This is a genomic window from Streptomyces sp. YKOK-I1, from assembly GCF_054660435.1.
The window spans coordinates 2,378,075-2,400,295 of the sequence record NZ_BAAGDR010000001.1; the positions used below are offsets into that span (position 1 = coordinate 2,378,075).

The 22,221-nt window shown below is 70.1% G+C and carries 21 protein-coding genes; 4 read left to right on the forward strand and 17 right to left on the reverse strand.

All coding sequences use genetic code 11. The annotated features are described in order from the left end of the window. Nucleotide 1: 1 nt before the first annotated feature. The 7 genes from ACYQ8Q_RS10060 to ACYQ8Q_RS10090 form a co-directional block, all read right to left on the reverse strand. Nucleotides 2–292, reverse strand: a complete 291-nt coding sequence (locus tag ACYQ8Q_RS10060) for a hypothetical protein (protein WP_055636553.1) — start codon at nucleotides 290–292, stop codon at nucleotides 2–4. Further along, nucleotides 289–1,425: a helix-turn-helix transcriptional regulator gene (locus ACYQ8Q_RS10065; RefSeq protein ID WP_460063740.1), complete on the reverse strand. Its 1,137-nt coding sequence runs from the start codon at nucleotides 1,423–1,425 to the stop codon at nucleotides 289–291. The genes ACYQ8Q_RS10060 and ACYQ8Q_RS10065 overlap by 4 nt, the downstream gene beginning before the upstream one ends. A gap of 18 nt (nucleotides 1,426–1,443) precedes the next feature. Beyond that, nucleotides 1,444–2,415, reverse strand: a complete 972-nt coding sequence (locus tag ACYQ8Q_RS10070) for a helix-turn-helix transcriptional regulator (protein WP_460063743.1) — start codon at nucleotides 2,413–2,415, stop codon at nucleotides 1,444–1,446. A gap of 170 nt (nucleotides 2,416–2,585) precedes the next feature. Then, nucleotides 2,586–2,957 carry an FKBP-type peptidyl-prolyl cis-trans isomerase gene (locus tag ACYQ8Q_RS10075; RefSeq protein WP_133913467.1) on the reverse strand — a complete coding sequence of 124 codons (372 nt, stop codon included), beginning with the start codon at nucleotides 2,955–2,957 and terminating at the stop codon, nucleotides 2,586–2,588. Between the two features lie 71 nt (nucleotides 2,958–3,028). Beyond that, a complete protein-coding gene (locus ACYQ8Q_RS10080) occupies nucleotides 3,029–4,033 on the reverse strand; it encodes an FKBP-type peptidyl-prolyl cis-trans isomerase (RefSeq protein ID WP_460063745.1) in 1,005 nt (334 codons plus the stop codon). A gap of 142 nt (nucleotides 4,034–4,175) precedes the next feature. Beyond that, entirely contained in the window at nucleotides 4,176–5,537 is a 1,362-nt protein-coding gene (gene pafA / locus ACYQ8Q_RS10085) for a Pup--protein ligase (protein ID WP_007499792.1), read from the reverse strand. Between the two features lie 9 nt (nucleotides 5,538–5,546). Further along, nucleotides 5,547–6,806, reverse strand: a complete 1,260-nt coding sequence (locus ACYQ8Q_RS10090) for an MFS transporter (protein WP_460063748.1) — start codon at nucleotides 6,804–6,806, stop codon at nucleotides 5,547–5,549. A gap of 95 nt (nucleotides 6,807–6,901) precedes the next feature. Between ACYQ8Q_RS10090 and ACYQ8Q_RS10095 the strand changes: the two genes are divergently transcribed. Beyond that, nucleotides 6,902–7,921 carry a LacI family DNA-binding transcriptional regulator gene (locus ACYQ8Q_RS10095; RefSeq protein ID WP_460063750.1) on the forward strand — a complete coding sequence of 340 codons (1,020 nt, stop codon included), beginning with the start codon at nucleotides 6,902–6,904 and terminating at the stop codon, nucleotides 7,919–7,921. 68 nt (nucleotides 7,922–7,989) lie between these two features. On the opposite strand, the gene prcA is transcribed toward ACYQ8Q_RS10095, so the two are convergent. The 6 genes from prcA to arc form a co-directional block, all read right to left on the reverse strand. After that, nucleotides 7,990–8,730: a proteasome subunit alpha gene (gene prcA, locus ACYQ8Q_RS10100; RefSeq protein ID WP_460063751.1), complete on the reverse strand. Its 741-nt coding sequence runs from the start codon at nucleotides 8,728–8,730 to the stop codon at nucleotides 7,990–7,992. Nucleotides 8,731–8,792: 62 nt separating this feature from the next. After that, nucleotides 8,793–9,638, reverse strand: coding sequence for a proteasome subunit beta (prcB, locus tag ACYQ8Q_RS10105; RefSeq protein ID WP_460063752.1), 846 nt, complete (start codon nucleotides 9,636–9,638; stop codon nucleotides 8,793–8,795). Beyond that, nucleotides 9,590–10,138, reverse strand: a complete 549-nt coding sequence (locus ACYQ8Q_RS10110) for an endonuclease VII domain-containing protein (protein ID WP_460073240.1) — start codon at nucleotides 10,136–10,138, stop codon at nucleotides 9,590–9,592. Before ACYQ8Q_RS10110 ends, prcB begins: the two co-directional genes overlap by 49 nt. Before the next feature lie 51 nt (nucleotides 10,139–10,189). Continuing rightward, on the reverse strand, nucleotides 10,190–10,408 hold the full coding sequence (locus ACYQ8Q_RS10115; RefSeq protein ID WP_460063753.1) for a ubiquitin-like protein Pup: 219 nt from the start codon (nucleotides 10,406–10,408) through the stop codon (nucleotides 10,190–10,192). 187 nt (nucleotides 10,409–10,595) lie between these two features. After that, nucleotides 10,596–12,107 carry a depupylase/deamidase Dop gene (gene dop / locus ACYQ8Q_RS10120; RefSeq protein ID WP_460063756.1) on the reverse strand — a complete coding sequence of 504 codons (1,512 nt, stop codon included), beginning with the start codon at nucleotides 12,105–12,107 and terminating at the stop codon, nucleotides 10,596–10,598. Nucleotides 12,108–12,344: 237 nt separating this feature from the next. Beyond that, nucleotides 12,345–14,111 (reverse strand): proteasome ATPase, encoded by a 1,767-nt coding sequence (gene arc, locus ACYQ8Q_RS10125; protein WP_460063757.1) that lies wholly within the window; start codon nucleotides 14,109–14,111, stop codon nucleotides 12,345–12,347. Between the two features lie 243 nt (nucleotides 14,112–14,354). Between arc and ACYQ8Q_RS10130 the strand changes: the two genes are divergently transcribed. Then, complete coding sequence (locus ACYQ8Q_RS10130; protein ID WP_460063758.1) at nucleotides 14,355–14,660, forward strand: ferredoxin; 306 nt, start codon at nucleotides 14,355–14,357, stop codon at nucleotides 14,658–14,660. A 58-nt stretch (nucleotides 14,661–14,718) separates the two neighbouring features. Here ACYQ8Q_RS10130 and ACYQ8Q_RS10135 read toward each other — a convergent pair whose 3' ends face one another. From ACYQ8Q_RS10135 to ACYQ8Q_RS10145, 3 genes are all read right to left on the reverse strand, one after another. After that, nucleotides 14,719–15,303 (reverse strand): hypothetical protein, encoded by a 585-nt coding sequence (locus ACYQ8Q_RS10135; protein ID WP_460063760.1) that lies wholly within the window; start codon nucleotides 15,301–15,303, stop codon nucleotides 14,719–14,721. A gap of 217 nt (nucleotides 15,304–15,520) precedes the next feature. Next, on the reverse strand, nucleotides 15,521–16,423 hold the full coding sequence (locus ACYQ8Q_RS10140) for a tRNA (adenine-N1)-methyltransferase (RefSeq protein WP_059203278.1): 903 nt from the start codon (nucleotides 16,421–16,423) through the stop codon (nucleotides 15,521–15,523). Nucleotides 16,424–16,474: 51 nt separating this feature from the next. Beyond that, entirely contained in the window at nucleotides 16,475–18,421 is a 1,947-nt protein-coding gene (locus tag ACYQ8Q_RS10145) for a site-2 protease family protein (RefSeq protein WP_460063763.1), read from the reverse strand. Nucleotides 18,422–18,943: 522 nt separating this feature from the next. On the opposite strand from ACYQ8Q_RS10145, the gene ACYQ8Q_RS10150 reads away from it, so the two are divergent. Beyond that, nucleotides 18,944–19,846 (forward strand): RecB family exonuclease, encoded by a 903-nt coding sequence (locus ACYQ8Q_RS10150; RefSeq protein WP_460073242.1) that lies wholly within the window; start codon nucleotides 18,944–18,946, stop codon nucleotides 19,844–19,846. Nucleotides 19,847–19,860: 14 nt separating this feature from the next. Then, a complete protein-coding gene (locus ACYQ8Q_RS10155; protein ID WP_067250522.1) occupies nucleotides 19,861–20,535 on the forward strand; it encodes a response regulator in 675 nt (224 codons plus the stop codon). A 69-nt stretch (nucleotides 20,536–20,604) separates the two neighbouring features. Here ACYQ8Q_RS10155 and ACYQ8Q_RS10160 read toward each other — a convergent pair whose 3' ends face one another. Continuing rightward, nucleotides 20,605–22,188, reverse strand: coding sequence for an ABC transporter substrate-binding protein (locus tag ACYQ8Q_RS10160; RefSeq protein ID WP_460063765.1), 1,584 nt, complete (start codon nucleotides 22,186–22,188; stop codon nucleotides 20,605–20,607). Nucleotides 22,189–22,221 lie beyond the last annotated feature (33 nt).

Consider the following 22,221-nt stretch of genomic DNA (forward strand, 5'->3'; position numbering starts at 1 on the left):
GCTACGGCGCCTGGAGCCGCAGGGTCCGCACCCCGCCGCCCAGGAGCAGCTCCACGATCCGCTCACCGGCCGGCTTGCGCACGGCCACCCCGCAGTCCGGACAGGTGAAGGAGTAGAACGTGGTGCGGCTGGTGGCGCCGATGGCCAGCCGCAGAGCGCCCGCCGCCAGCTCGAAACACCCGCGGCAGTCCGGGCAGCCCGCCCGGAACGTCACCGGGCCCACACTCCGCATGCCCGCGAACGCCGAAGCCACCGAGATGCCCCGCGCACCGGACGCCACCGACTCGCTCACCGCTGTTCCCGCCCCTCGCACCGCGCGTCGGACCGGCCCTCGGTCCGCCCGTCGTACCGCACGCCCGCCGACACCCCGGCCTGGCCGCCGGCCGGGCCGCCGCGCTGCTCGTCACCGCGGGCCGACGGCACATCGGCCACGTCCGGCGCCTCGACGCCGTCGTACGCGGCCAGCGCGTCGCGGGCGGCGCTGCGGGCGCTGTCGGCGAGGTCCGGCGGCGAGACGATCCGGCCGTCGCGACCGAGCCGCAGGGCCAGGCGCCTGAGCGAGGCCGGGTCGGGCGTGCGCAGAGTGATACGCAGCCCACCCTCGGGAAGCTCATCGGCGCTGTCGTGCGGGTAGTACTCGGCGACCCAGCGGCCGCCCGGGCCGACCTCGACCACGACCTCCGGATCCTCGGCGGCCGGCTGCACCAGCGCCTCCGACAGATCACGCAGCTCGATCTCCGGCGGCGCCGACGGCTCGTCCAGGATCTTGATCTCGGCGACCCGGTCCAGCCGGAACGTGCGCCGCGCCTCGGAGCGGCGGCACCAGGCCTCCACATACGTGTGCCCGACGCTGACCAGGCGGATGGGGTCGATCTCGCGCTCGCTGAGCTCGTCGCGCGCCGGCGAGTAGTAGCGGATCCACAGCCGGCGGCGCTCGGAGATCGCCCGGTCGACGTCCGCGAAGACCCCGCCCTCGGACTCGAACGTCACCGACAGCCGGGCACTCGCGCCCGCCGCCTCACCGGCCGCCGCCTCCACCTTCGCCGTCGCCCGCAGCAGCGCCTGCCGGTCGCCCTCCCGCAGTCCGGGCAGCGTCGCCACCGCGCGGGCGGCCACCAGCAGCGCGGTCGCCTCGTCGGCCGCCAGCCGCAGCGGCTCCGCGGCCTCCGCGCCCAGCGCCGCCGGGTTGTGCCACCAGATGCGCTCGCCGTCGGTGTCGATGTCGAGCAGATCGCCGCCGCGGAAACTGGTGCCGCACATGGGCAGCACATCGAGGTCCGAGACCAGCTCGTCCTCGGTGATGCCGAAGGCGCGCGCCACGTCCTCGATCCGCGCCCCGGGACGCTCCCTGAGATACGTCACCAGGGAGAGCATCCGACGGGTCTGGTCGATCGCGTTCGCCGGCCTGACCGGTTTGCCTGCCACGTCTTGCTCCGCTCCCCCTCAGCCCTTGGCCACGGCCCGCAGCCGGTCCACGACGTCCGCCCGCAGCTCCGCGGGCTCCAGCACGACCACGTCCGGCCCGAACTCCACCAGCCAGGCGTCCAGACCGTGCCCGTACGGAATCTCCAACTCGTCCCAGCCGTCCCCGAGTTCCCGGACGGCCGTGGCCCTCGCCCGCAAGGGGTACCCGGCGCCCGTACGCAACCGGATCAGCGCGCTGCGGTCCGCGGTCTCCCCCGCCCAGCTCGCCACGGTCTCCCGGACCGTCACGACGTCCGGCACCGCTACGGTGAAGGTCGCCCCGCGCGAGCGGACCCGGCCGGTGATCCGCGACAGCCGGAACACCCGCTCGGCACCCCGGTCCCGGTCGAAGCCCGCCAGATACCAGTGACCGCGCCAGCACTCCAGCGCCCACGGCTCCACATGACGGGGCTCGGGACGGGCGGCCGTGGCCTTGCGGTAGTCGAACACCACCGGCCGGCGGTCCCGGCAGGCCAGCATCAGCGGCTCGAACGCCGCCTCGTGCACGGGGATCCGGGGCTCCAGCGCGCCGTGTGCCTCGTACGGATCGACGTCCTCGGGCAGACCGGCCGCGCGCAGCTTCTGCAGCGCGCCGCTGGCCGCGCCCGCGAGCCGGGCCTGCTGCCACACCTTCGCGGCCAGGCCGAGGGCGGCGGCCTCCTCGGCGTCCAGGGTGATCGGCGGCAGCCGGTTGCTGTCCCGGCGCGCCAGATAGCCGATCTCGCCGTCCAGGCTCTCCACGGTCTCGATGACCAGGCCCAGCTCGCGCAGATCGTCCTTGTCCCGCTCGAACATCCGGTTGAAGGAGTCGTCGCTGGTCTCCACCCTGGAGCTGGAGGCTTCGACGTAAGCCTCGATGGAGTCACGCAGCTCACGCTTGCTCAACGGCCTGCGCGTGCCCAGCAGACACAGCGCGAGGTTCATCAGCCGCTCGGCCTTGGCAATGGCCATCGACGCCCTTCGCCTCCCCTTCGATGCTTACGATCGTCGACCGTACCGCCCCGCGGTCCCCCGGCAAAAGCCGAGGCCCATGCCCGCGCAGGCATGGGCCCCGGCCGGTCACGACCGATCGGACGACCGCCGGACGACTGCCGGTCGACTCCGACGACTGCCGGACGACGTCAGACGGCGATCAGGTCCACGACGAAGATCAGCGTCTCACCGGGCTTGATCGCCGGGGTGGGGCTCTGGTCGCCGTAGGCCAGGTGCGGCGGGATGGTCAGCCGGCGGCGGCCGCCGACCTTCATGCCCTGCACGCCCTGGTCCCAGCCCTTGATGACACGGCCGCCACCCAGCGGGAAACGGAACGGCGCGCCACGGTTCCAGCTGGCGTCGAACTCCTCACCCGTGCTGAAGGAGACACCCACGTAGTGGACGGTGACGGTCTGACCGGCCTGCGCAACCTCGCCGTCGCCCTCCCAGATGTCCTTGATCTCCAGGTCCGCCGGGGGCTCGCCTTCGGGGAAGTCGATCTCGGGCTTCTCGTTGCTCACGTCACTGCTCCCGCTTGTCTACTGCTGGTCTACGAAAAGGCAACACACACAGTCTTTCATCCCGGACGGCGTCACGACGCCGCGAGGATGTCGACCACGAACACCATCGTGGAGTCCTTCTCGATACCGCTGCCACTCGGCGGGTTGTCCCCGTAGCCCAGCGACGGCGGAATCACGATCAGGACCCGGCTGCCCACCTTCTTGCCGGTCAGGCCCTGCGCCCACCCCTTGACGACCTGCTGGAGCGAGAACGAGGTGGGCGCGCTGCGGTCGTACGACGAGTCGAACTTCTTGCCGGTGTCCCAGACGAAGCCCTGGTACTGCACGACCACCGTGCTGTCGGCCGCGACCTTCTCGCCGTCGCCCTCGATCACATAGGTCGCCACCAGCTTCGTCGGCGCGTCCGTCTTGGGGATGTCGACGGAGGGCGCCTTGCCGTCGGTGTTCGTACCGACCTTCGGCAGCTTCGCGTCGTCCTGCGGGACGTCCGTGCCCTTGGCGGAGCTCTTGGCGTTGAAGGTGTCCTCCAGGTCCACCACGAACACCAGCGTGTCGGTGCCCTTGATGCCGGCCTGCGACTGGCCCTCCTTGCCGTAACCCCAGGTCGGAGGCACCGAGAACTCCACCCGGCTGCCCACCTTCTTGCCGGTCAGGGCATAGCGCCAGCCGTCGATGATGGACCCCTCGGAGAGCTGGATGAACAGCGGGGTCTTGCGGTCGTAGGAGTTGTCGAACACCTTCCCGGTGTCCCAGATCTGGCCCAGGTAGTTGGCCCAGATGAAGTCCTTCTCCACGACCGTCTGCCCACCGCCCGCGATCACCGTCTTCACCGCGAGCTGGTCCGACGGCTCACCCGTGCCCTTGGCCACCGTCGGCTTCTCACCGAACTTCGTCCCCGCCGTGATGGCCGGCAGCGGACCGTCCACGATCTTCGGCGCGGGCGCCGCGGACGTCGCGGACGCCGAGGGCGACGCGTCCTCGCTCGCCTTGCTCGAGTCGGACTTGTCGTCCCCACAGGCGGAGAGCGTGACCAGCCCTGCGGGAACGGCGGCAAGGAGCAGTGAGCGTCGGCGCACGATGAAGCCTCGTAATCGGTCGATCTTGAAAAGGGCGTGCGCGCAACTCTACGGCGTGAGAAGGGCGCCGTACGGGAAACGTACGGCGCCCGTGTTGCGTTCCGGCGATTCTTCCGGAACGCACCGCTCCGGAGTCCGCCGGTCACATCCCGGCGATCAGCTTCTCCACCCGGTCGTCCACCGAACGGAACGGGTCCTTGCACAACACGGTCCGCTGTGCCTGGTCGTTCAGCTTGAGGTGCACCCAGTCCACCGTGAAGTCCCGGCGCTGCTCCTGCGCCCGCCGGATGAAGTCACCGCGCAGCCGCGCCCGAGTGGTCTGCGGCGGCACCGACTTGCCCTCGAAGATCTTCAAGTCGTTGCAGATCCTCGCCGCTTGCCCCTTCCGCTCCAGCAGGTAGTACAGACCACGACGACGGTGGATGTCGTGGTAGGCGAGGTCTATCTGCGCCACCCGCGGATGCGACATCGTCATGTTGTGCTTGGCCCGGTACCGCTCGATGAGCTGGTACTTCATCACCCAGTCGATCTCGGTGCCGATCCGGTCCAGGTCCTCGGCCTCGATCGCGTCCAGCGTACGGCCCCACAGCTCCAGGACCTGCTCGACCGTGCCCGTACGGATCCCGCGGCGCTCGCAGAAGTCGACGGCCTTCTCGTAGTACTCGCGCTGCACCTCCAGCGCCGAGGCCTCACGCCCGCTCGCCAGCCGCACCTTGCGCCGGCCCGTGATGTCATGGCTGACCTCACGGATCGCCCGGATCGGGTTCTCCAGGGTCAGATCCCGCATCACCGTGCCCGCCTCGATCATGCGCAGCACCAGATCCGTCGCGCCGACCTTCAGCAGCATCGTCGTCTCGGACATGTTCGAGTCGCCCACGATGACGTGCAGCCGACGGTAACGCTCCGCGTCCGCGTGCGGCTCGTCGCGCGTGTTGATGATCGGCCGGGAACGGGTCGTCGCCGAGGAGACGCCCTCCCAGATGTGCTCCGCCCGCTGGCTGACGCAGTACACGGCCCCACGGGGCGTCTGCAGCACCTTGCCCGCGCCGCACAGCAGCTGGCGGGTCACCAGGAACGGAATGAGGATGTCCGCGAGCCGGGAGAACTCCCCGTGCCGGGCCACCAGATAGTTCTCGTGACAACCATAGGAGTTGCCCGCCGAGTCCGTGTTGTTCTTGAAGAGGTAGACGTCGCCCGCGATTCCTTCCTCGTGCAGGCGTCGTTCCGCGTCCACCAGGAGTCCTTCGAGAATGCGCTCGCCGGCCTTGTCGTGGGTGACCAACTCGGTCACGTTGTCACATTCCGGTGTGGCGTATTCCGGATGCGAACCCACGTCGAGATACAGACGGGCGCCGTTCCGCAGAAAGACATTGCTGCTACGGCCCCATGACACGACACGGCGGAAGAGGTACCGCGCCACCTCGTCAGGCGACAGGCGGCGCTGTCCCCTGAACGTGCACGTGACGCCGTACTCGTTCTCCAGCCCGAAAATGCGGCGGTCCATGACTGAACATTACGCCCGATCCCCTGAACTGAAACGGGGTTCGGCAGCACGGTTCGGATCATTTTCCGATGAAGACGCAACCACCGCACTTACGGCCGGAGCTGCCAATACCCGCCCCGTGACCAGCAAAACCAGCAACGACACGCCGCCCGCGACACCCGGCACCGCAAACCCCCAAACGGCGCCACCGGCCTCCACGACAGGGCCCGCGACACCCGTCCCGACGGACGCACCCACCGTGAACGTGGTCACCAGCCAGGAGAACGCCTCGGTGACCGTGCCCCGCGGCGCGTGCCGGTCCACGATCACGAACGCGCAGGCCAGCACCGGCGCCAGGAACACCCCCGCCAGCGTCGCCAGCGCCACCATGGCCACCGCGCCCGGCATCAGCATCAGCGGCGCGTAACACACCGCCAGAAACGCCACCAGCACCCGCAGTCGCCGCTCCGGCACCCCCGCCCACTGCCGCGCCCCGTACACCAGACCCCCGACGAGCGCTCCCAGCCCCAGCGCCGCCATCAGCCAGCCGTACACCGCGTCACCGCCGTGCGCGTCCGCGTACGGCACCGAGGCCACCGTGATCGACCCCATCGCGATCCCCACGAACAGCAGCGCGCCCAGCAGCACCAACAGCGCGGGCGAACGCAGCGCCCCCAGCCAGTGCGCCTCGCGCGGGGCGGAGCGCCACGCGCGCGAGGGCGGCGACACGACCACCGAGAGCGCCCCGAGCACCCCGATGCCGTTCATCACGAGCAGCGCCGCCCGCTCGGACCACAGCGCGGCACACAACGTCACCAGCAGCGGCCCGACGGTGAACATCACCTCCTGCGCCACCGCGTCCATCGCGTACGCCGCCGGCACCTGCTCCTCGCGGCGCAGCACCGACGGCCACAGAGCCCGCAGCCCGCCCTCCAGCGGCGGGGTGAAGAGCCCGCCGACCACCATGGCCGCGTAGGCGACCGCCAGCGGATCCGTGCCGGAGAACGCGAACAGGGCCATCGCGAGCGCCGAGACCAGCGCGGCGGGCAGCTGGACGCGCGGCTGCCCGAAAAGATCCACCAGCCGGCCCAGCACGGGCTGCCCCACGGCGCTCGCGACGCCGTACACCGAGACCAGCGCCCCCGCCAGGCTGTACGTGCCGCCCTCGGCCCGCACGAACAGCACGATCGCGATCGCGGACGTGGCGTTCGGCAGCCGCCCGACCAGCGTGCCCACCAGCAGCCGGGCCGCGTGCCGCGCCCTGAGGATCTCCCCGTACCCCGTGGCCATCGCCCACCCGCCCGTCTGAGGTTGTACGTATAACGTCCTTGGTCATACGTACCATGTGCGCTGTTCACGAGTCCAGACGAAGGAGCAGGCGGACGGTGGCACAGCACAGCACCCGCCCCACGAGCCGTGACGTCGCCCAGGCCGCCGGGGTCTCCCAGGCCGCCGTCTCCCTGGTCCTCGGCGACAAATGGCGCGGCCGGGTCGCCGAGACCACCGCCGAACGCGTACGGCAGGCGGCACGCGACCTCGGCTACCGGCCCAACCTCGCCGCCCGCAACCTCCGCCTCGGCCGCACCCGCACCGTCCTCCTCGTGGTCCCCGCCCTCACCACCGAGTTCTTCGCCGGCGTCTACACCGGCGCCGCCCGCGTCGCCGCCGACCACGGCTTCGGCGTCGTCCTCTACCCCTCCCCCGAAGGCGTCGGCCCCGCCCGCGACCCCTTCGCCTCCGCCCAGGCCGCCCTCGACGGCGTCATCGCCTCCTCCATGGCCGCCGACGCCCTCACCGCCATCCGCGGCGACCAGCTCCCCCTCGTCATGCTCGACAGCGACCCCGCCGGCAGCCACGGCGCCGCCACCGTCAACCTCGACATCGCCGACGGCGTCCGCCAGGTCACCGACCACCTGCTCGGCCTCGGCCACCGCCACTTCCTGCACCTCGCGGCCGACGTACCCTCCTGGACCTTCGACGTACGCGCGCGTGAACTCGCCACACGCCTCACGCACGCCCCCGGAACCTCCCTGCGGACCGCCCAGGCACCCATCTCCATCGAAGGCGCCCTGACCGCCACCGAGGCCGCCCTGAGCACCCCCGGCCCCCACCGCCCCACCGCCGTCGTCTGCGACGACGACAAACTCGCCGCCGGCGCCTACAAGGCCGCCCGCCGCCTCGGCCTGCGCATCCCCGACGACCTCTCCGTCACCGGCCTCGACGACCTCGCCCTCGCCACCGCCCTCGACCCCGAGCTCACCACCGTCCGCCTCGACGCCGAGCTCTTCGGCGAACGCGGCATGCACGCCCTCCTCGCCGTCCTGGACGGCCGCACACCCGACGCCGGGGACATCCCCGTCCACCTGGTCGTACGAGGCTCCACAGCGCCACCTGGCGCCTCCTGAAACGCCCTGTGCCCCGGCGGTCGACCCGGCCGGGGCACAGAAGGGTGAGGATGAGCCTCGCGGGCGGACTACTCCTCGTCCTCGGAGCTCTCCGCCTCTGTCGCCGCGCCGTCCGCCTCCAGCAGCCGCGCCAGCTGCCGGCCCACGACGCGCTTGAACTTCCGCTGCTGCGGACGCGTACGGTCCAGCACCGCCACCTCCAGCCGCTCGGCGGGAATGTCCCGCTGCGTACCGTTGGTGTCCCGCGACAGCGCCTGCACCGCCAGCTTCAGCGCCTCGGCCAGACTCATCCCGTCCTGGTGACGCTGATCCAGATAGCTGCTGATCTGCTCGGCGTTGCCGCCCACCGCGACCGAACCGTGCTCGTCCACGATCGACCCGTCGTGCGGCAGCCGGTAGATCTGGTCACCGTCCGGGGTCTCACCGACCTCCGCGACCACCAGCTCCACCTCGTACGGCTTCTCACCCGCCGAGGAGAAGATCGTGCCCAGCGTCTGGGCGTACACGTTCGCCAGACCACGCGCGGTCACGTCGTCACGGTCGTAGGTGTACCCACGGAGATCGGCGTACCGCACACCGCCGATCCGCAGGTTCTCGTACTCGTTGTACTTCCCGGCCGCCGCGAAGCCGATCCGGTCATAGATCTCGCTGAACTTGTGCAGCGCACGGGACGGGTTCTCGCCGACGAACACGATGCCGTCGGCAAACTGCAGCACGACCAGGCTGCGGCCACGGGCGATGCCCTTGCGCGCGTACTCCGCGCGGTCCGCCATCGCCTGCTGGGGTGAGACATAGAACGGCGTCGACACCGGTTATCCGTCCCTTTCTGTCGAAGTCACTGGATCACCTGCCACAAGATGCGGACCGAGCGCTACAGCAGGGCGGCACGCGGACCGTCCGGCTCCTGCAGCCGGCGCTCGAGGATCGAACGGGCGATCTCGGAGGACTCGTCGTCGGTGAGCCTGCGGAAACCGTCCTCGGTGATCACGGTGACGATCGGATAGATCCGGCGCGCGACATCGGGACCACCGGTCGCCGAGTCGTCGTCGGCCGCGTCGTACAGGGCCTGCACCACGAGGGTCGTGGCCTGCTCCTCGCTCAGGTCGTCACGGAACAGCTTCTTCATCGCACCGCGCGCGAAGATCGAGCCGGAGCCCGTGGACGCGTAGTTGTGCTCCTCGGAACGGCCGCCGGTGACGTCGTACGAGAAGATGCGCCCCTTGCCGCGGTCCACGTCGAACCCGGCGAAGAGCGGCACGACGGCGAGGCCCTGCATCGCCATGCCCAGGTTGGAACGGATCATGGTCGACAGCCGGTTCGCCTTGCCCTCCAGCGAGAGCTGAGCCCCCTCGACCTTCTCGAAGTGCTCCAGCTCCAGCTGGAACAGCTTCACCATCTCCACGGCCAGACCGGCGGTGCCGGCGATGCCGACGGCGGAGTACTCGTCGGCCGGGAACACCTTCTCGATGTCCCGCTGGGCGATGACGTTACCCATGGTGGCGCGACGGTCACCGGCGAGGACGACCCCGCCCGGGAAGGTCACGGCCACGATGGTCGTCCCGTGCGGCGCCTCGATCACACCCTGCGTGGGCGGCAGCCGGCGGTTGCCCGGGAGCATCTCCGGCTGGTGCTCGGACAGGAAGTCCATGAAGGACGAGGACCCAGGCGTCAGGAAGGCAGCTGGTAGACGCCCGGTGCTACGAGTGTTGGCTTCCACGCGTTTCCTTCCACGTAAGCAGCAGCCCGCCTTATGGCATCGGGCCGATCCTTGAACTGCCCCAGTGCAGCGTTGCAGCTGAAGCACAGTACGCCTCGGACCCTACCCGTCTCGTGGCAGTGATCCACATGCTCAGGCGGAGCCGCCAAACAGATGCAGCAGACGCCCCCTTGAGAAGCAACCAACTCGTCGCGCTCGGCTTCGGTGATGCCGTACTGCCGCTTCAGGTGGTCCTGCCGACTCTGAACCGCACGGCACGCCCTACAGCGTGTCGACAGGCCATCGGACGCAGTCGCGTTACGATGCCACTCGCCGTGGGGCTTGATCTCGCCGCACGTTCGGCAGAGCTTGTGCCCATCGGGCACGTCCACCTTCGCTCGAACGGTTCTCCCCCGCGCTTCCTGGCGTTTCCGGTAGTACTCGGCGGCGCATTCACGGCAGTTGACCTGAAGGCCATCAGGCCGCGATCTGTTTGCCGCGAATGCGCTCACCGGGAGCATTTCCTGGCACGCCGAGCACTTCTTCACTCCCCCGTCGTTCACGTATGTGACCTACTGTCCACCCTTTTGAACGAACGAGCGTACGAAATCCTCGGCATTCTCTTCCAAGACATCGTCGATCTCGTCCAGCACCGAGTCCACGTCGTCGCTCAGCTTCTCGTGCCGCTCCTTGAGGTCGCCCTGGGCTTCCGCCTCCTGGGTCTGCTCCTCGACCTCCTCCGTGGAGCGCGTCGCCTTCTGCTGGCCGCCGCCGGTGTCCTTGGTCGCCATAACCCTCACCCCGCTCAGTTCGCCCGACATGTTCGGCAGGTCGGCTTCCTGCCGATCGGTGATGATCAGACCCTACAAGGAGGGTCCGACATCGGCCCCGTAGTTGTTCCAACGTACGAGGCCCATCTCGATGATTCCCTTGCGGCGGGGTTTCCACCCCGCCGCGGGAGAGCTTCCTCGGGCCCGCTCAGCCGCCCGACAGGACCTTGACCAGGTCTTCTGCCGTGCGGCAACGGTCCAGGAGCTCCTTGACGTGATTTCGCGTTCCGCGAAGCGGTTCCAGGGTTGGGACGCGCTGGAGCGAGTCCCGGCCCGGGAGGTCGAAGATGACCGAGTCCCAGGAGGCCGCGGCGACGTCGTCGGCGTACTGCTCGAGGCAGCGGCCGCGGAAGTACGCGCGGGTGTCCTCCGGGGGCTTGGCCTTGGCCCGCTCGACCTGCGGCTCGTCGAGGAGCCGCTTCATGCGCCCGCGGGCCGCGAGACGGTTGTAGAGGCCCTTCTCGGCCCGTACGTCGGCGTACTGGAGGTCCAGGAGGTGCAGCTTCGCCGCGTCCCAGTCGAGGCCGTCACGGCGGCGGTAGCCCTCCATGAGTTCCCGCTTGGCGACCCAGTCCAGCTCGCCGGCCAGGCTCATCGGGTCGTTCTCCAGGCGGGTGAGGGTGTCCTCCCAGCGTGCCAGGACGTCCTTGGTCTGGTCGTCGGCGTCCGACCCGTACCGCTCCTCCACGTATTTGCGCGACAGCTCGTAGTACTCCATCTGGAGCTGCACCGCGGTGAGTGTGCGGCCGCTGCGGAGGGTGACCAGCCTCTTCAGCGTCGGGTCGTGGGAGACCTGGTGGAGGGTGCGTACGGGCTGGTCGACGGCCAGGTCGACGGCGATGAAGCCGTCCTCGATCATGGAGAGGACCAGGGCCGTCGTGCCCAGTTTCAGGTAGGTCGAGATCTCCGAGAGGTTCGCGTCGCCGATGATCACGTGGAGGCGGCGGTACTTCTCGGCGTCGGCGTGCGGTTCGTCCCGGGTGTTGATGATGGGGCGCTTCAGCGTCGTCTCCAGGCCGACCTCGACCTCGAAGTAGTCGGCTCGCTGGCTGAGCTGGAAGCCGTGTTCGTGGCCGTCCTGGCCGATGCCGACGCGGCCGGCGCCGGTGACGACCTGGCGGGAGACGAAGAAGGGCGTGAGGTGGCGCACGATGTCGGAGAAGGCGGTTTCCCGCTTCATCAGGTAGTTCTCGTGCGTGCCGTAGGAGGCGCCCTTGTTGTCGGTGTTGTTCTTGTAGAGGTGGATGGGCTGGGCGCCGGGGAGCTGGGCCGCGCGTTCGGCGGCTTCGGCCATGATCCGTTCGCCGGCCTTGTCCCAGAGGACGGCGTCGCGGGGGTTGGTGACCTCGGGGGCGCTGTATTCGGGGTGTGCGTGGTCGACGTAGAGGCGGGCGCCGTTGGTGAGGATCACGTTGGCGAGGCCGATGTCCTCGTCGGTGAGCTGGCTGGAGTCGGCGGCCTCGCGGGCGAGGTCGAAGCCCCGCGCGTCCCGGAGCGGGTTCTCCTCCTCGAAGTCCCAGCGGGCCCGGCGGGCCCGGTGCATCGCCGCGGCGTAGGCGTTGACGATCTGGGACGAGGTGAGCATGGCATTGGCGTTGGGGTGGCCGGGGACGGAGATGCCGTACTCCGTCTCGATGCCCATTACTCGCCGTACGGTCATGCGGCCCTCCTTGCCCGGCGGCACCCTCGGTCGTGGGCGCCGCTCAGATACCGGTGGTGCTCCGGTGCGGGTGCGGTGCCCGTCCTCTCCGCACTGCGCAACCCGGCGGTAGGAAAGAGCCTAGAACGCCTCTGTGCCGGTGGGGAGATCATTTGCGTCATTGCCTTGCTCCAGCCGTGGCCTGAAAAACAGTCGGCTGCGGGTACCCGTGGTGGGCACCCGCAGCCGCCCTGTTCTTTACAGGTACTGTCCGGTGTTCGCCACCGTGTCGATGGAGCGTCCGGTGTCCGCGCCCTGCTTTCCGGTGATGAGGGTACGGATGTAGACGATCCGTTCGCCCTTCTTTCCGGAGATCCGGGCCCAGTCGTCGGGGTTGGTGGTGTTGGGCAGGTCCTCGTTCTCCTTGAACTCGTCCACACAGGCCTGGAGCAGGTGGGAGACGCGGAGGCCCTTCTGGTTCTTTTCCAGGAAGTCCTTGATCGCCATCTTCTTGGCGCGGCCCACGATGTTTTCGATCATGGCGCCGGAGTTGAAGTCCTTGAAGTAGAGGACTTCCTTGTCGCCGTTGGCGTAGGTGACTTCCAGGAAGCGGTTTTCCTCGGATTCTGCGTACATGTGTTCCACTGCCGTCTGGATCATGCTCTGGACGGTGGTGGTCTTGTCGTTTCCGTGTTCGCCGACGTCGTCGGAGTGCAGCGGGAGACGTTCGGTGAGGTACTTGCCGAAGATGTCCTTGGCCGCTTCGGCGTCCGGGCGCTCGATCTTGATCTTCACGTCGAGGCGGCCGGGGCGCAGGATGGCGGGGTCGATCATGTCCTCGCGGTTGGAGGCGCCGATGACGACCACGTTCTGCAGGCCCTCGACGCCGTCGATCTCGGCGAGGAGCTGGGGGACGATGGTGTTCTCCACGTCCGAGCTGACGCCGGAGCCGCGGGTGCGGAAGAGGGATTCCATCTCGTCGAAGAAGACGATGACGGGGGTGCCCTCGCTGGCCTTCTCGCGGGCTCGCTGGAAGACGAGGCGGATCTGGCGCTCGGTCTCGCCGACGTACTTGTTCAGGAGCTCGGGGCCCTTGATGTTGAGGAAGAAGCTCTTGCCGGCGGCCACTCCGGTCACCTCGGCGACCTTCTTGGCCAGCGAGTTCGCGACGGCCTTGGCGATGAGCGTCTTGCCGCATCCGGGGGGCCCGTAGAGGAGCACACCCTTGGGCGGGCGCAGTTCGTGCTCCTTGAACAGGTCGGGGTAGAGGTACGGGAGCTCGACGGCGTCCCGGATGGCCTCGATCTGGCCGCCGAGGCCGCCGATCTGCTCGTACCCGATGTCGGGGACCTCTTCGAGGACGAGTTCCTCGACCTCGCTCTTGGGGACGATCTCGTAGACGTAGCCGGAGCGGGGTTCGAGCAGGAGGGCGTCGCCGGGGCGGATGGTGACGTCCAGCAGCGGCTCGGCGAGCCTGACCACCCGTTCCTCGTCGGTGTGCCCGATGACCAGGGCGCGCTCGCCGTCCTCGAGGATCTCCTTGAGGGTGACGATGTCCCCGACCCGCTCGTATTCCATGGCCTCGACCACGTTGAGCGCTTCGTTGAGCATCAGTTCCTGGCCGCGCCGGAGCTCGTCGAGCTCGACGCTGGGGCTGACGTTCACGCGGAGTTTGCGGCCTCCGGTGAAGATGTCGGCCGTGCCGTCCTCGTTCGCCGCGAGGAAGACACCGAAGCCGGCCGGGGGCTGTGCGAGCCGGTCGACTTCTTCCTTGAGGGCCACGATCTGGTCGCGGGCCTCACGGAGCGTGTTGGCGAGTCGCTCGTTCTGGGCGGACACGCCGGCCAGGTTGGTCTGCAGCTCGACGATCCGCTCTTCGAGAATCCTCGTGTGTCGCGGAGAGTCGGCGAGCTTGCGGCGCAGGACGGCGATCTCCTGCTCAAGGTAGGCAATCTGCCCGGACGGGTCGTCGGACCCTCGTCCCGGGCGGATGCCGCGGTTCATGTCGTCGTCGTGGGCTGCCACGGTCCTCACCTCCTCCAAGGGGAGCTGGACGCTTCCAGACCCTACCTGGGCGGGTGTCGATTGAAACCCCTAGATCACAAAGACTGTCGGGGTGTGTCCGATCTTCACCCTTGCGCTCTCCCTCACGCCAGGGGAATACCCACCGAACATGATTGGAAAGCGGCCGGGGGTAGGGTCGAAGTGTTCAACACCCGTCAGAGCCTGCATCGTTCCCGTGCGGCTCGGTGTCAAACGGCAGGAGAGATGAGCGTGCAGCAGGAGGCCGGTGCTGGCGTGGAGACGCTGGAGGTCTGGATCGACCAGGATCTCTGTACCGGTGACGGTATCTGTGCGCAGTACGCGCCGGAGGTGTTCGAGCTGGACATCGACGGGCTGGCGTATGTGAAGAGTGCGCAGGACGAGCTTCTGCAGGCCAAGGGGGCGACGGTGCCGGTGCCGTTGCCGCTGTTGACGGACGTGGTGGACTCGGTGCGGGAGTGTCCCGGTGAGTGCATTCATGTACGTCGCGTTTCGGACAGGGTCGAGGTGTACGGCCCGGACGCGGAGTGACGGTTCAGGTACGGACCGTGAGGGCTGTCTGATTTCTCACAGGGCGTGATGGCCTGATTCAGACGCTGTGGGCGCCGGCAGGTGTCGAGCGGATGAACCTGTCGTCCTTCCACTGCCACTTGACGCTGTCCTTGAGGTCGGGGCAGCAACTGGGCACGTCCGCCGACGAATAGCCGAGGAGCGTGGCGAGGACGGCACCGTCGGTGACGGTGAGGGTGGTGACGTTGGTGCGGTCCTTGGGGTCGACGAGGGTGGCGACCACGCGCGCGTGGGTGCTGCCGGCGGCCTGGGTGAGGACGTAGACGCCGTCGGGCGGGGTGCCCATGGGGGCGTCGCAGTGGACGGCGGCGACGGTTTCGGGCCGGCCGTCGCCGTCGAGGTCTCCGTCGGCCTTCCGCATGACGATCGGCTTGACCGTGGGGCCGCAGTCGAGGGGGAAGTCGACGCCGGTGGTGGCGGGGGCGGTGGCCGAGGGGGCGGGGGTGGTGCCGCTGTGCGGCGGGGAGGCCTGGGCGGCCGTCGCGGGTCCGGGCTGGAGGATCGAGGAGAGGGCGACGACGCCGGCCACCGCGGTGGCGGTGGCGACCCAGTGGATGGGCCGGGTGTGGGTGTGTGCCAGTTCCGGGACGGCGGATTGCTGCACTAGGAGCGTCTCCTGGGGTGGCTGTGCCGGTGGAGGTGGGGGGTGGCCAGCATCGTGCCACACGTCACAGGGCGGGGGAACGGCGGGGTCCGGGACGGTGCGGGATCTCGGACGGTGGTGGTGCGGGGTCAAGGGGAGGGCGCCGTGGCCGAGTTCCCCGAACCCTCGGGGAACTCGGCCACGGCGCCCTGTCGTTGTCCGTGCCGCGTGGGCCGGGTCAGCGACCGCTGCCTCCGTCGGCGTTGGGGCCGGCGTAGTCCTCGCCGTAGGCGCCCTTGGCGGGGCGGCGGCGGCGCATGGGCGGCTCGACGCCGTCGGCGAGGCGGCGGGCGGTGAGCAGGAAGCCGGTGTGGCCGATCATGCGGTGGTCGGGGCGGACGGCGAGGCCCTCGATGTGCCAGTTGCGGATCATCGTCTCCCAGGCGGTCGGCTCGTTGAAGCAGCCGATCTCGCGGATGGACTCGACGGTCCGGGCGAGCTGGGTGGTGGTGGCGACGTAGCAGCAGAGGATGCCGCCGGGGACGAGGGCCTTGGAGACGGCCTCCAGGCACTCCCAGGGGGCGAGCATGTCGAGGATGACGCGGTCGACGTCGGTGTCGCTCAGGTTGTCCTGGAGGTCGCCGACGGTGAGCTGCCAGGCGGGGTGGGGGCCGCCGAAGTAGCGCTCGACGTTCTGCCGGGCGATGTCGGCGAAGTCCTCGCGGCGCTCGTAGGAGTGCAGCATGCCCTGGTCGCCGATGGCGCGGAGCAGGAAGCTGCTGAGCGAGCCGGAGCCCACGCCGGCTTCGACGACGCGGGCGCCGGGGAAGATGTCGGCGAAGGCGAGGATCTGCCCCGCGTCCTTCGGGTAGACGACGGCTGCCCCGCGGGGCATGGACAGGACGTAGTCGGGGAGCAGGGGGCGCAGCGCGAGGTAGGCGACGTTACCGGTGGTGCGGACAACGCTGCCCTCGGGTGCGCCGATCAGTTCGTCGTGCGGGAAGGAACCCTTGTGGGTGTGGAAGTTCTTCCCGTCCTCGAGCGTGAACGTGTAGTGGCGGCCCTTGGGGTCGGTCAGCTGAACCTGGTCCCCGACCTTGAAGGGCCCGCGCCTGCGGGCGGCACCGGTCGGTTCGGACATGTGAACAGCCTACCGGCGATTGGCGGGGCCGCCGACCACGGGGAGGCGCCTTCAGGAAGGGCGGGCCATCGCCTTGACGAAGGCGCGCTCGACGTCGGCGGCGGACAGGACGCCGTAGATCTCGCCGGTCTCCTCGACGACGAGGTATTCGGTGGCCGGGGTCGCGCGCAGGACGTCGAGGAGGTCCTCCCCCGCGAGTTCCGCGGAGACGCGCATGCCGTCGGTGAGGTCCTGGGCGAGGCCGCTGACGGCGACCCAGGGGCGACGGTGTTCGGGGACGCCGACGATGGCGGCCTCGCGGACGAGGGAGAGGGGTTCGCCGTGGGCGTCGACGACGACGAGGGCGCGGGCGCCGGCGGCGTTGGCGCGGCGCAGGGCCTCGGAGAGGGGGGTGTCGGTCTCGACGGGGACGGCGCGGCGGGTGAGGGTGCGGGCCCTGAGTTCGGGGAGGTGTTCGCGCAGGCGGGCCATGCGCAGGCTGTTGCCGGCGCCGGTCCAGATGATCGCGGCGAGGATGGCGGCGAGCAGGGCGTCGGTGACGGTGTCCATGCCGACGCTGTCCTCGGCGCTGGAGCCCAGGGCGCCGGACTGGGTGAGGAGGGGGAGGCCGATGAGGACGGAGACGGCGAGGGCGCGGCCGACCCAGGCGGCGGCGATGGTGCCGCTCATGGGTTTGCCGGTGATCTTCCAGACGACGGCGCGGAGCATGCGGCCGCCGTCGAGGGGGAGGCCGGGGAGGAGGTTGAAGATCGCCACGATGAGGTTGGAGATCATCAGGCCGGCCAGCAGGACGCCGGGGACCGTGCCGGGCTCGACGGGCTGCATGGCGGCGTAGAAGACGCCGGCGAGGACGAGGGAGAGCAGGGGGCCGACGAAGGCGAGCCAGAACTCGCGGCCGGGGGTCTCGGCTTCCTTCTCGATCTCGGAGACGCCGCCGAAGAACTGGAGCTGGATGCGGCGGACGGGGAGTTTGAAGCGGAGGGCGGCGAGGGTGTGGGCGAGTTCGTGGATGAGGACGGAGGCGTAGAAGGCGACCGCGAAGAAGAGGGAGACCAGGTAGCGGGCGGCGCCGAGTTCGGGCAGGACGCGGTCGAGCTGTCCGCCGAAGACCCAGGTGATCAGGGCGGCGACGAGGAACCAGCTGGGCGCGACGTAGACGGGCACGCCGAAGGGCCGCCCCATGAGGAGTCCGCCGCGGGGCTGCTCCGGGGGGCGCTGGGGCGGGGGGCCCTTGATAGCGGTGGGGGCGGATCCCTGCGGGGCCCCGCCGTCCTGGGCGTGCGCGTGGGCCCGGCCGCGGTCACCGTGCGGGGCGGACTCGGGCGCGGGGTGCGACTGCGCGGGCGGGGCTGGGGCGGGTCCGGCGGGCTCCGCCGACCTTGGCTCGGCGGGCGGGGCTGCGGCAGGTCCGGCGGGCTCCTCCGACCGTGACTCGGCGGGCAGGGCTGCGGCCGGTTCGGCAGACTGCGCCGACCGCGGCTCGGCGGGCAAAGCTGCGGCAGGCTCGGCAGGCTCCGCCGACCGTGACTCGGCGGGCAGAGCTGCGGCAGGTCCGGCAGGCTCCGCCGACCGCGGCTCGGCGGGCAAAGCTGCGGCGGGCTCGGTGGGCTCCGCCGACCGCGGCTCGGCGGGTGCAGCCGTGGCGGGCTCGGCGGACTGCCCGGTGGGCGCAGCCTCGGCGGCTTCGGCAGACTGCGCGGGCGGGGCTGCGGGCGGTTCGGCGGGCTCTCCGGGCTGCTTGGAGGGGAGGTCTGCGGTCCGGGCATCGCCGGGTGAGGTGTCGGGAGATTCCTCCGCGGCTGCGGCCCGCTCGTCGGAGGGCTCGCGTTCGCTCTGGCGGGCCTCGGTCGGGGTCGGTGCGGGTTCCTTGGGGGGTGTGGCAGGGGGCGGGCCCTCGGGTTCCGCCGGGGCGGTGGCCTGGGGGGCCGGTGTGACGGGGTGCTCGGCCGACTCTTCGCTGTCCGGCCGCGGCCGCCCGCTCCCGCCGCTTTCCACCACGATGTCCCCTCGTTCGAAGCGTCTCCCGCTCCTGCCGGGCGGAAGGGTCTGTGACCGATGGTATGCGGCCGTCGTAACGCGTTCCGCCCCGGCACCCCCGTGTTTCCCGGCTCGTCGCCGCCTGGGCGGGCCGGGGCTGGGTGACTGTCAGTGGCGGGCCGTATGGTCTGAGGCATGGAGAGCAGCAGCGAGGGCGGGGACGTGGAGGAGTCGGCCCGGGCGGAGGCGAGGGCCGGGGCGGGGGCGGGGCTTGCGTCCGGCGGGGGCGAGGCAGCCACCGGTCCCGGCGGAAGCACCGCGGACGACGGGCCCGAGGCGGTCGCGGGGGGCAGTGCATCCGTTGCGGGCACGGCTGCCGCGGTGTCCGGCGATGACGCGTCCGACCGGCCCGAGCCGGTGCCGGGGGCCGGTGCGTCCGATGCGGGCACGGCAGCCGAGGTGTCCCCCGGTGACGCGACGGCGGCCGTCGTGCCCGAAGCCGTTGGCGGCGCGGCCCTCTCGGGCCAGGCAGCATCGGGCCTCGTGCCCTCGCCCGCGCCCGAAGCCGCACCTGCACCCGCACCCGCCAGGCCCGCCGTGGCGCCTGCCTCCCTGTCGCCCTCTCGGGCCGGGGACTTCATGCAGTGTCCGCTGTTGTACCGCTTCCGGGTGATCGACCGGCTGCCGGAGAAGCCGAGTCCCGCGGCCACCAAGGGGACGCTGGTGCACGCGGTGCTGGAGCGGCTGTTCGACGCGCCGGCGGCGGAGCGGACGGCGCCGCGGGCGAAGGCGTTGATCCCGGGGCAGTGGGACCGCTTGCGGGAGACGCGGCCGGAGGTGGTGGAGCTGTTCGCCGACGATCCGGACGGGGTGCGGCTGGCGGGCTGGCTGGCGGAGGCGGAGGCGCTGGTGGAGCGCTGGTTCACGCTGGAGGATCCGACGCGTCTGGAGCCCGCGGAGCGCGAGCTGTTCGTGGAGGCGGAGCTGGAGTCGGGGCTCAGGCTGCGCGGGATCATCGACCGGGTCGACGTGGCGCCCACCGGTGAGGTGCGGATCGTGGACTACAAGACGGGCAAGGCACCGCGCGCGGAGTACGCGGACGGGGCGTTGTTCCAGATGAAGTTCTACGCGCTGGTGGTGTGGCGGCTGAAGAACGTGCTGCCGCGGCGGCTGCAACTGGTGTACCTCGGCAGTGGGGACGTGCTGACGTACGACCCTGATCTCGCCGATCTGGAGCGGGTGGAGCGCAGGCTGCTGGCGCTGTGGGAGGCGATCCGGCTGGCGACGGAGACCGGTGAGTGGCGGCCGCGGCCGACGAAGCTGTGCGGCTGGTGCGATCACCAGGCGCACTGTCCGGAGTTCGGCGGTACTCCCCCGCCGTACCCGTTGCCGGTGAGGGCGGCGGCGTCCGGGGACGTCCAGCAGGGCAGAATGGGGCCGGACTAGCGAAGGAGACTCACGTGGCCATCCGCGTCCTACTGGTCGACGACCAGCCGCTGCTGCGTACCGGCTTCCGGATGATCCTGGAGGCGGAGCAGGACCTGGCGGTCGTCGGGGAGGCCGGAGACGGTCTTCAGGCCCTGGACCAGGTGCGGGCGCTGCAGCCCGATGTGGTGCTCATGGACATCCGGATGCCGCGGATGGACGGGGTGGAGGCGACCCGGCAGATCACCGGTCCGGGGCGGGACGGGCCGGCGAAGGTGCTGGTGCTGACGACGTTCGACCTCGACGAGTACGTGGTGGAGGCGTTGCGGGCGGGGGCCAGTGGGTTCCTGCTGAAGGACGCGCCCGCGCATGAGCTGGTGCAGGCGATCCGGGTGGTGGCGGCGGGCGAGGCGATGCTGGCGCCGAGCATCACGCGTCGGCTGCTGGACAAGTACGCCACGCATCTGCCGTCGGGCGACGAGCCGGTGCCGGACGCGCTGCACACGCTGACGGACCGTGAGGTGGAGGTGCTGAAGCTGGTGGCGCGGGGGTTGTCGAACGCGGAGATCGCGGCCGATCTGTTCGTCAGCGAGACGACGGTGAAGACGCATGTGGGGCATGTGCTGACGAAGCTGGGGCTGCGTGACCGGGTGCAGGCCGCGGTGTACGCGTACGAGAGCGGTCTGGTGCGGCCCGGCGCGCAGCAGTAGGCCGTACGGGTGAGACGCGAAGGGCGCCCCTGCCGAGCGGGGGCGCCCTTCGTCGTGGTCGGCCGGGGGTCAGCTCTTGCTGAGTTCCCAGAAGCGGAACACGGTGGAGGCGTCGAGGCAGTTCTCGAGGCCGTAGACGTTCTCGCCGACGACGGCGTACTGCTTGGCCTGCCAGATCGGGAGGACGGGGAGTTCCTCGGCGACGATGTCCTGGAGGGTGCCGTAGTCGGCGTCGGTGGCGGTGCGGTCGCTCTGGGCGGCGGTGCGCGGGATGAGCGTGCCGGTGATGGTCTTGTTGGTGTAGTTGTTGGCGAGGACGTTGCCGTCGCCGAAGAAGGGCGCGGTGAAGTTGTCGGCGTCGGGGAAGTCGGGGACCCAGCCCTTGACGTAGACGCCGTACTTGCCGGCGGCGATGTCCTTCTCGTACTGGTCGAAGGGGACGGACTTGACGTCGGCGTCGAACAGGCCGCTGGCGTTGAGCTGGGCGGCGACGGTCTTGAGTTCCTGGTCGGTGGCGGGGCCGTAGCGCGACGGGGTGGACCAGAGGGTGAGTTTCACCTTGCCGGTGATGCCCTCGTCCTGGAGCGCGGCGGCGGCCTTGGCCGGGGAGGGGCGGGCGCCGTAGCGGTCGAAGAAGGCGGTGTTGTGGCCCGCTATGCCGGCCGGGATGATCGAGTACAGCGGGTCGGCGGTGCCTTCGTAGACGTCCCGGATGAGGGCTTCGCGGTCGATGAGGTAGGCGATGGCCCGTCGGACGCCGAGCTTTCCGGTGACGGGGTCGGCGGTGTTGAAGACGAGGTGCTGGACCTCGGCGCTGCTGCCTTCGACGACCTCGGCGCCCTCGTCGCCGGTGCCGGCGTCGATGTCGGCGATGTCGGCGGCGGTGAGACCGCGGTAGGCGATGTCGATGTCGCCGTCGAGGAGGGCCTTCTTGAGGGCCTTCTGGTCGCCGCTGAAGAACTTGAGGGTGATGCCCTTGTTCTGGGGGTCGCCGGCGGTGCCGTGGTAGTTCTCGTTGACGGAGAAGACGGCCTGGTCCTCGTCGAAGGAGTCGAGGGTGTAGGGGCCGGAGCCGACGGCGCCGCCGTCCTTGCGTAGGCCGTCGGCGTCGTACTGCTTGTGGTCGACGATGGAGCCGGCGCCGGAGGCGAGCTTGCTGGGGAAGGTGGCGTCGGGGACCTTCAGGGTGAAGACGACGGTCTTGGCGTCGGGTGTCGCGACCTTGGAGAGCATCGGGAACATGACGGCGGGGCCGTTGTCGTCGTTGATCTTCAGCATGCGGTCGAAGGAGAACTTGACGTCCTCGGAGGTGAGATCGTCACCGTTGGAGAACTTCAGGCCGTCCTTGAGGGTGCAGCGGTAGACCTTGGCCTGCTGGTCGGTGAAGGAGCATTCCTGCGCCGCGTCGGGCTCCGGTTCGGTGGCGCCCTTGGGGAAGCTCAGCAACGACTGGAAGACGTTGTTGAACAGCATCCACGATCCGGGGTCGTAGCCGGAGGCCGGGTCCGTGGCGAGGACGTCGTCCGACATCCCGAGCACCACGGTGGAGCCGTCGCCGTCCGAGCCCCCGGTCTGGGCGCCGCAGCCGGTCAACATGCCGGAGGCCAGTCCCGCCACGATGGGCAGGACCGGCCACTGGTTACGGATATTCACGAAATACCTTTGTCGTCGGGTCCCGTCACACCG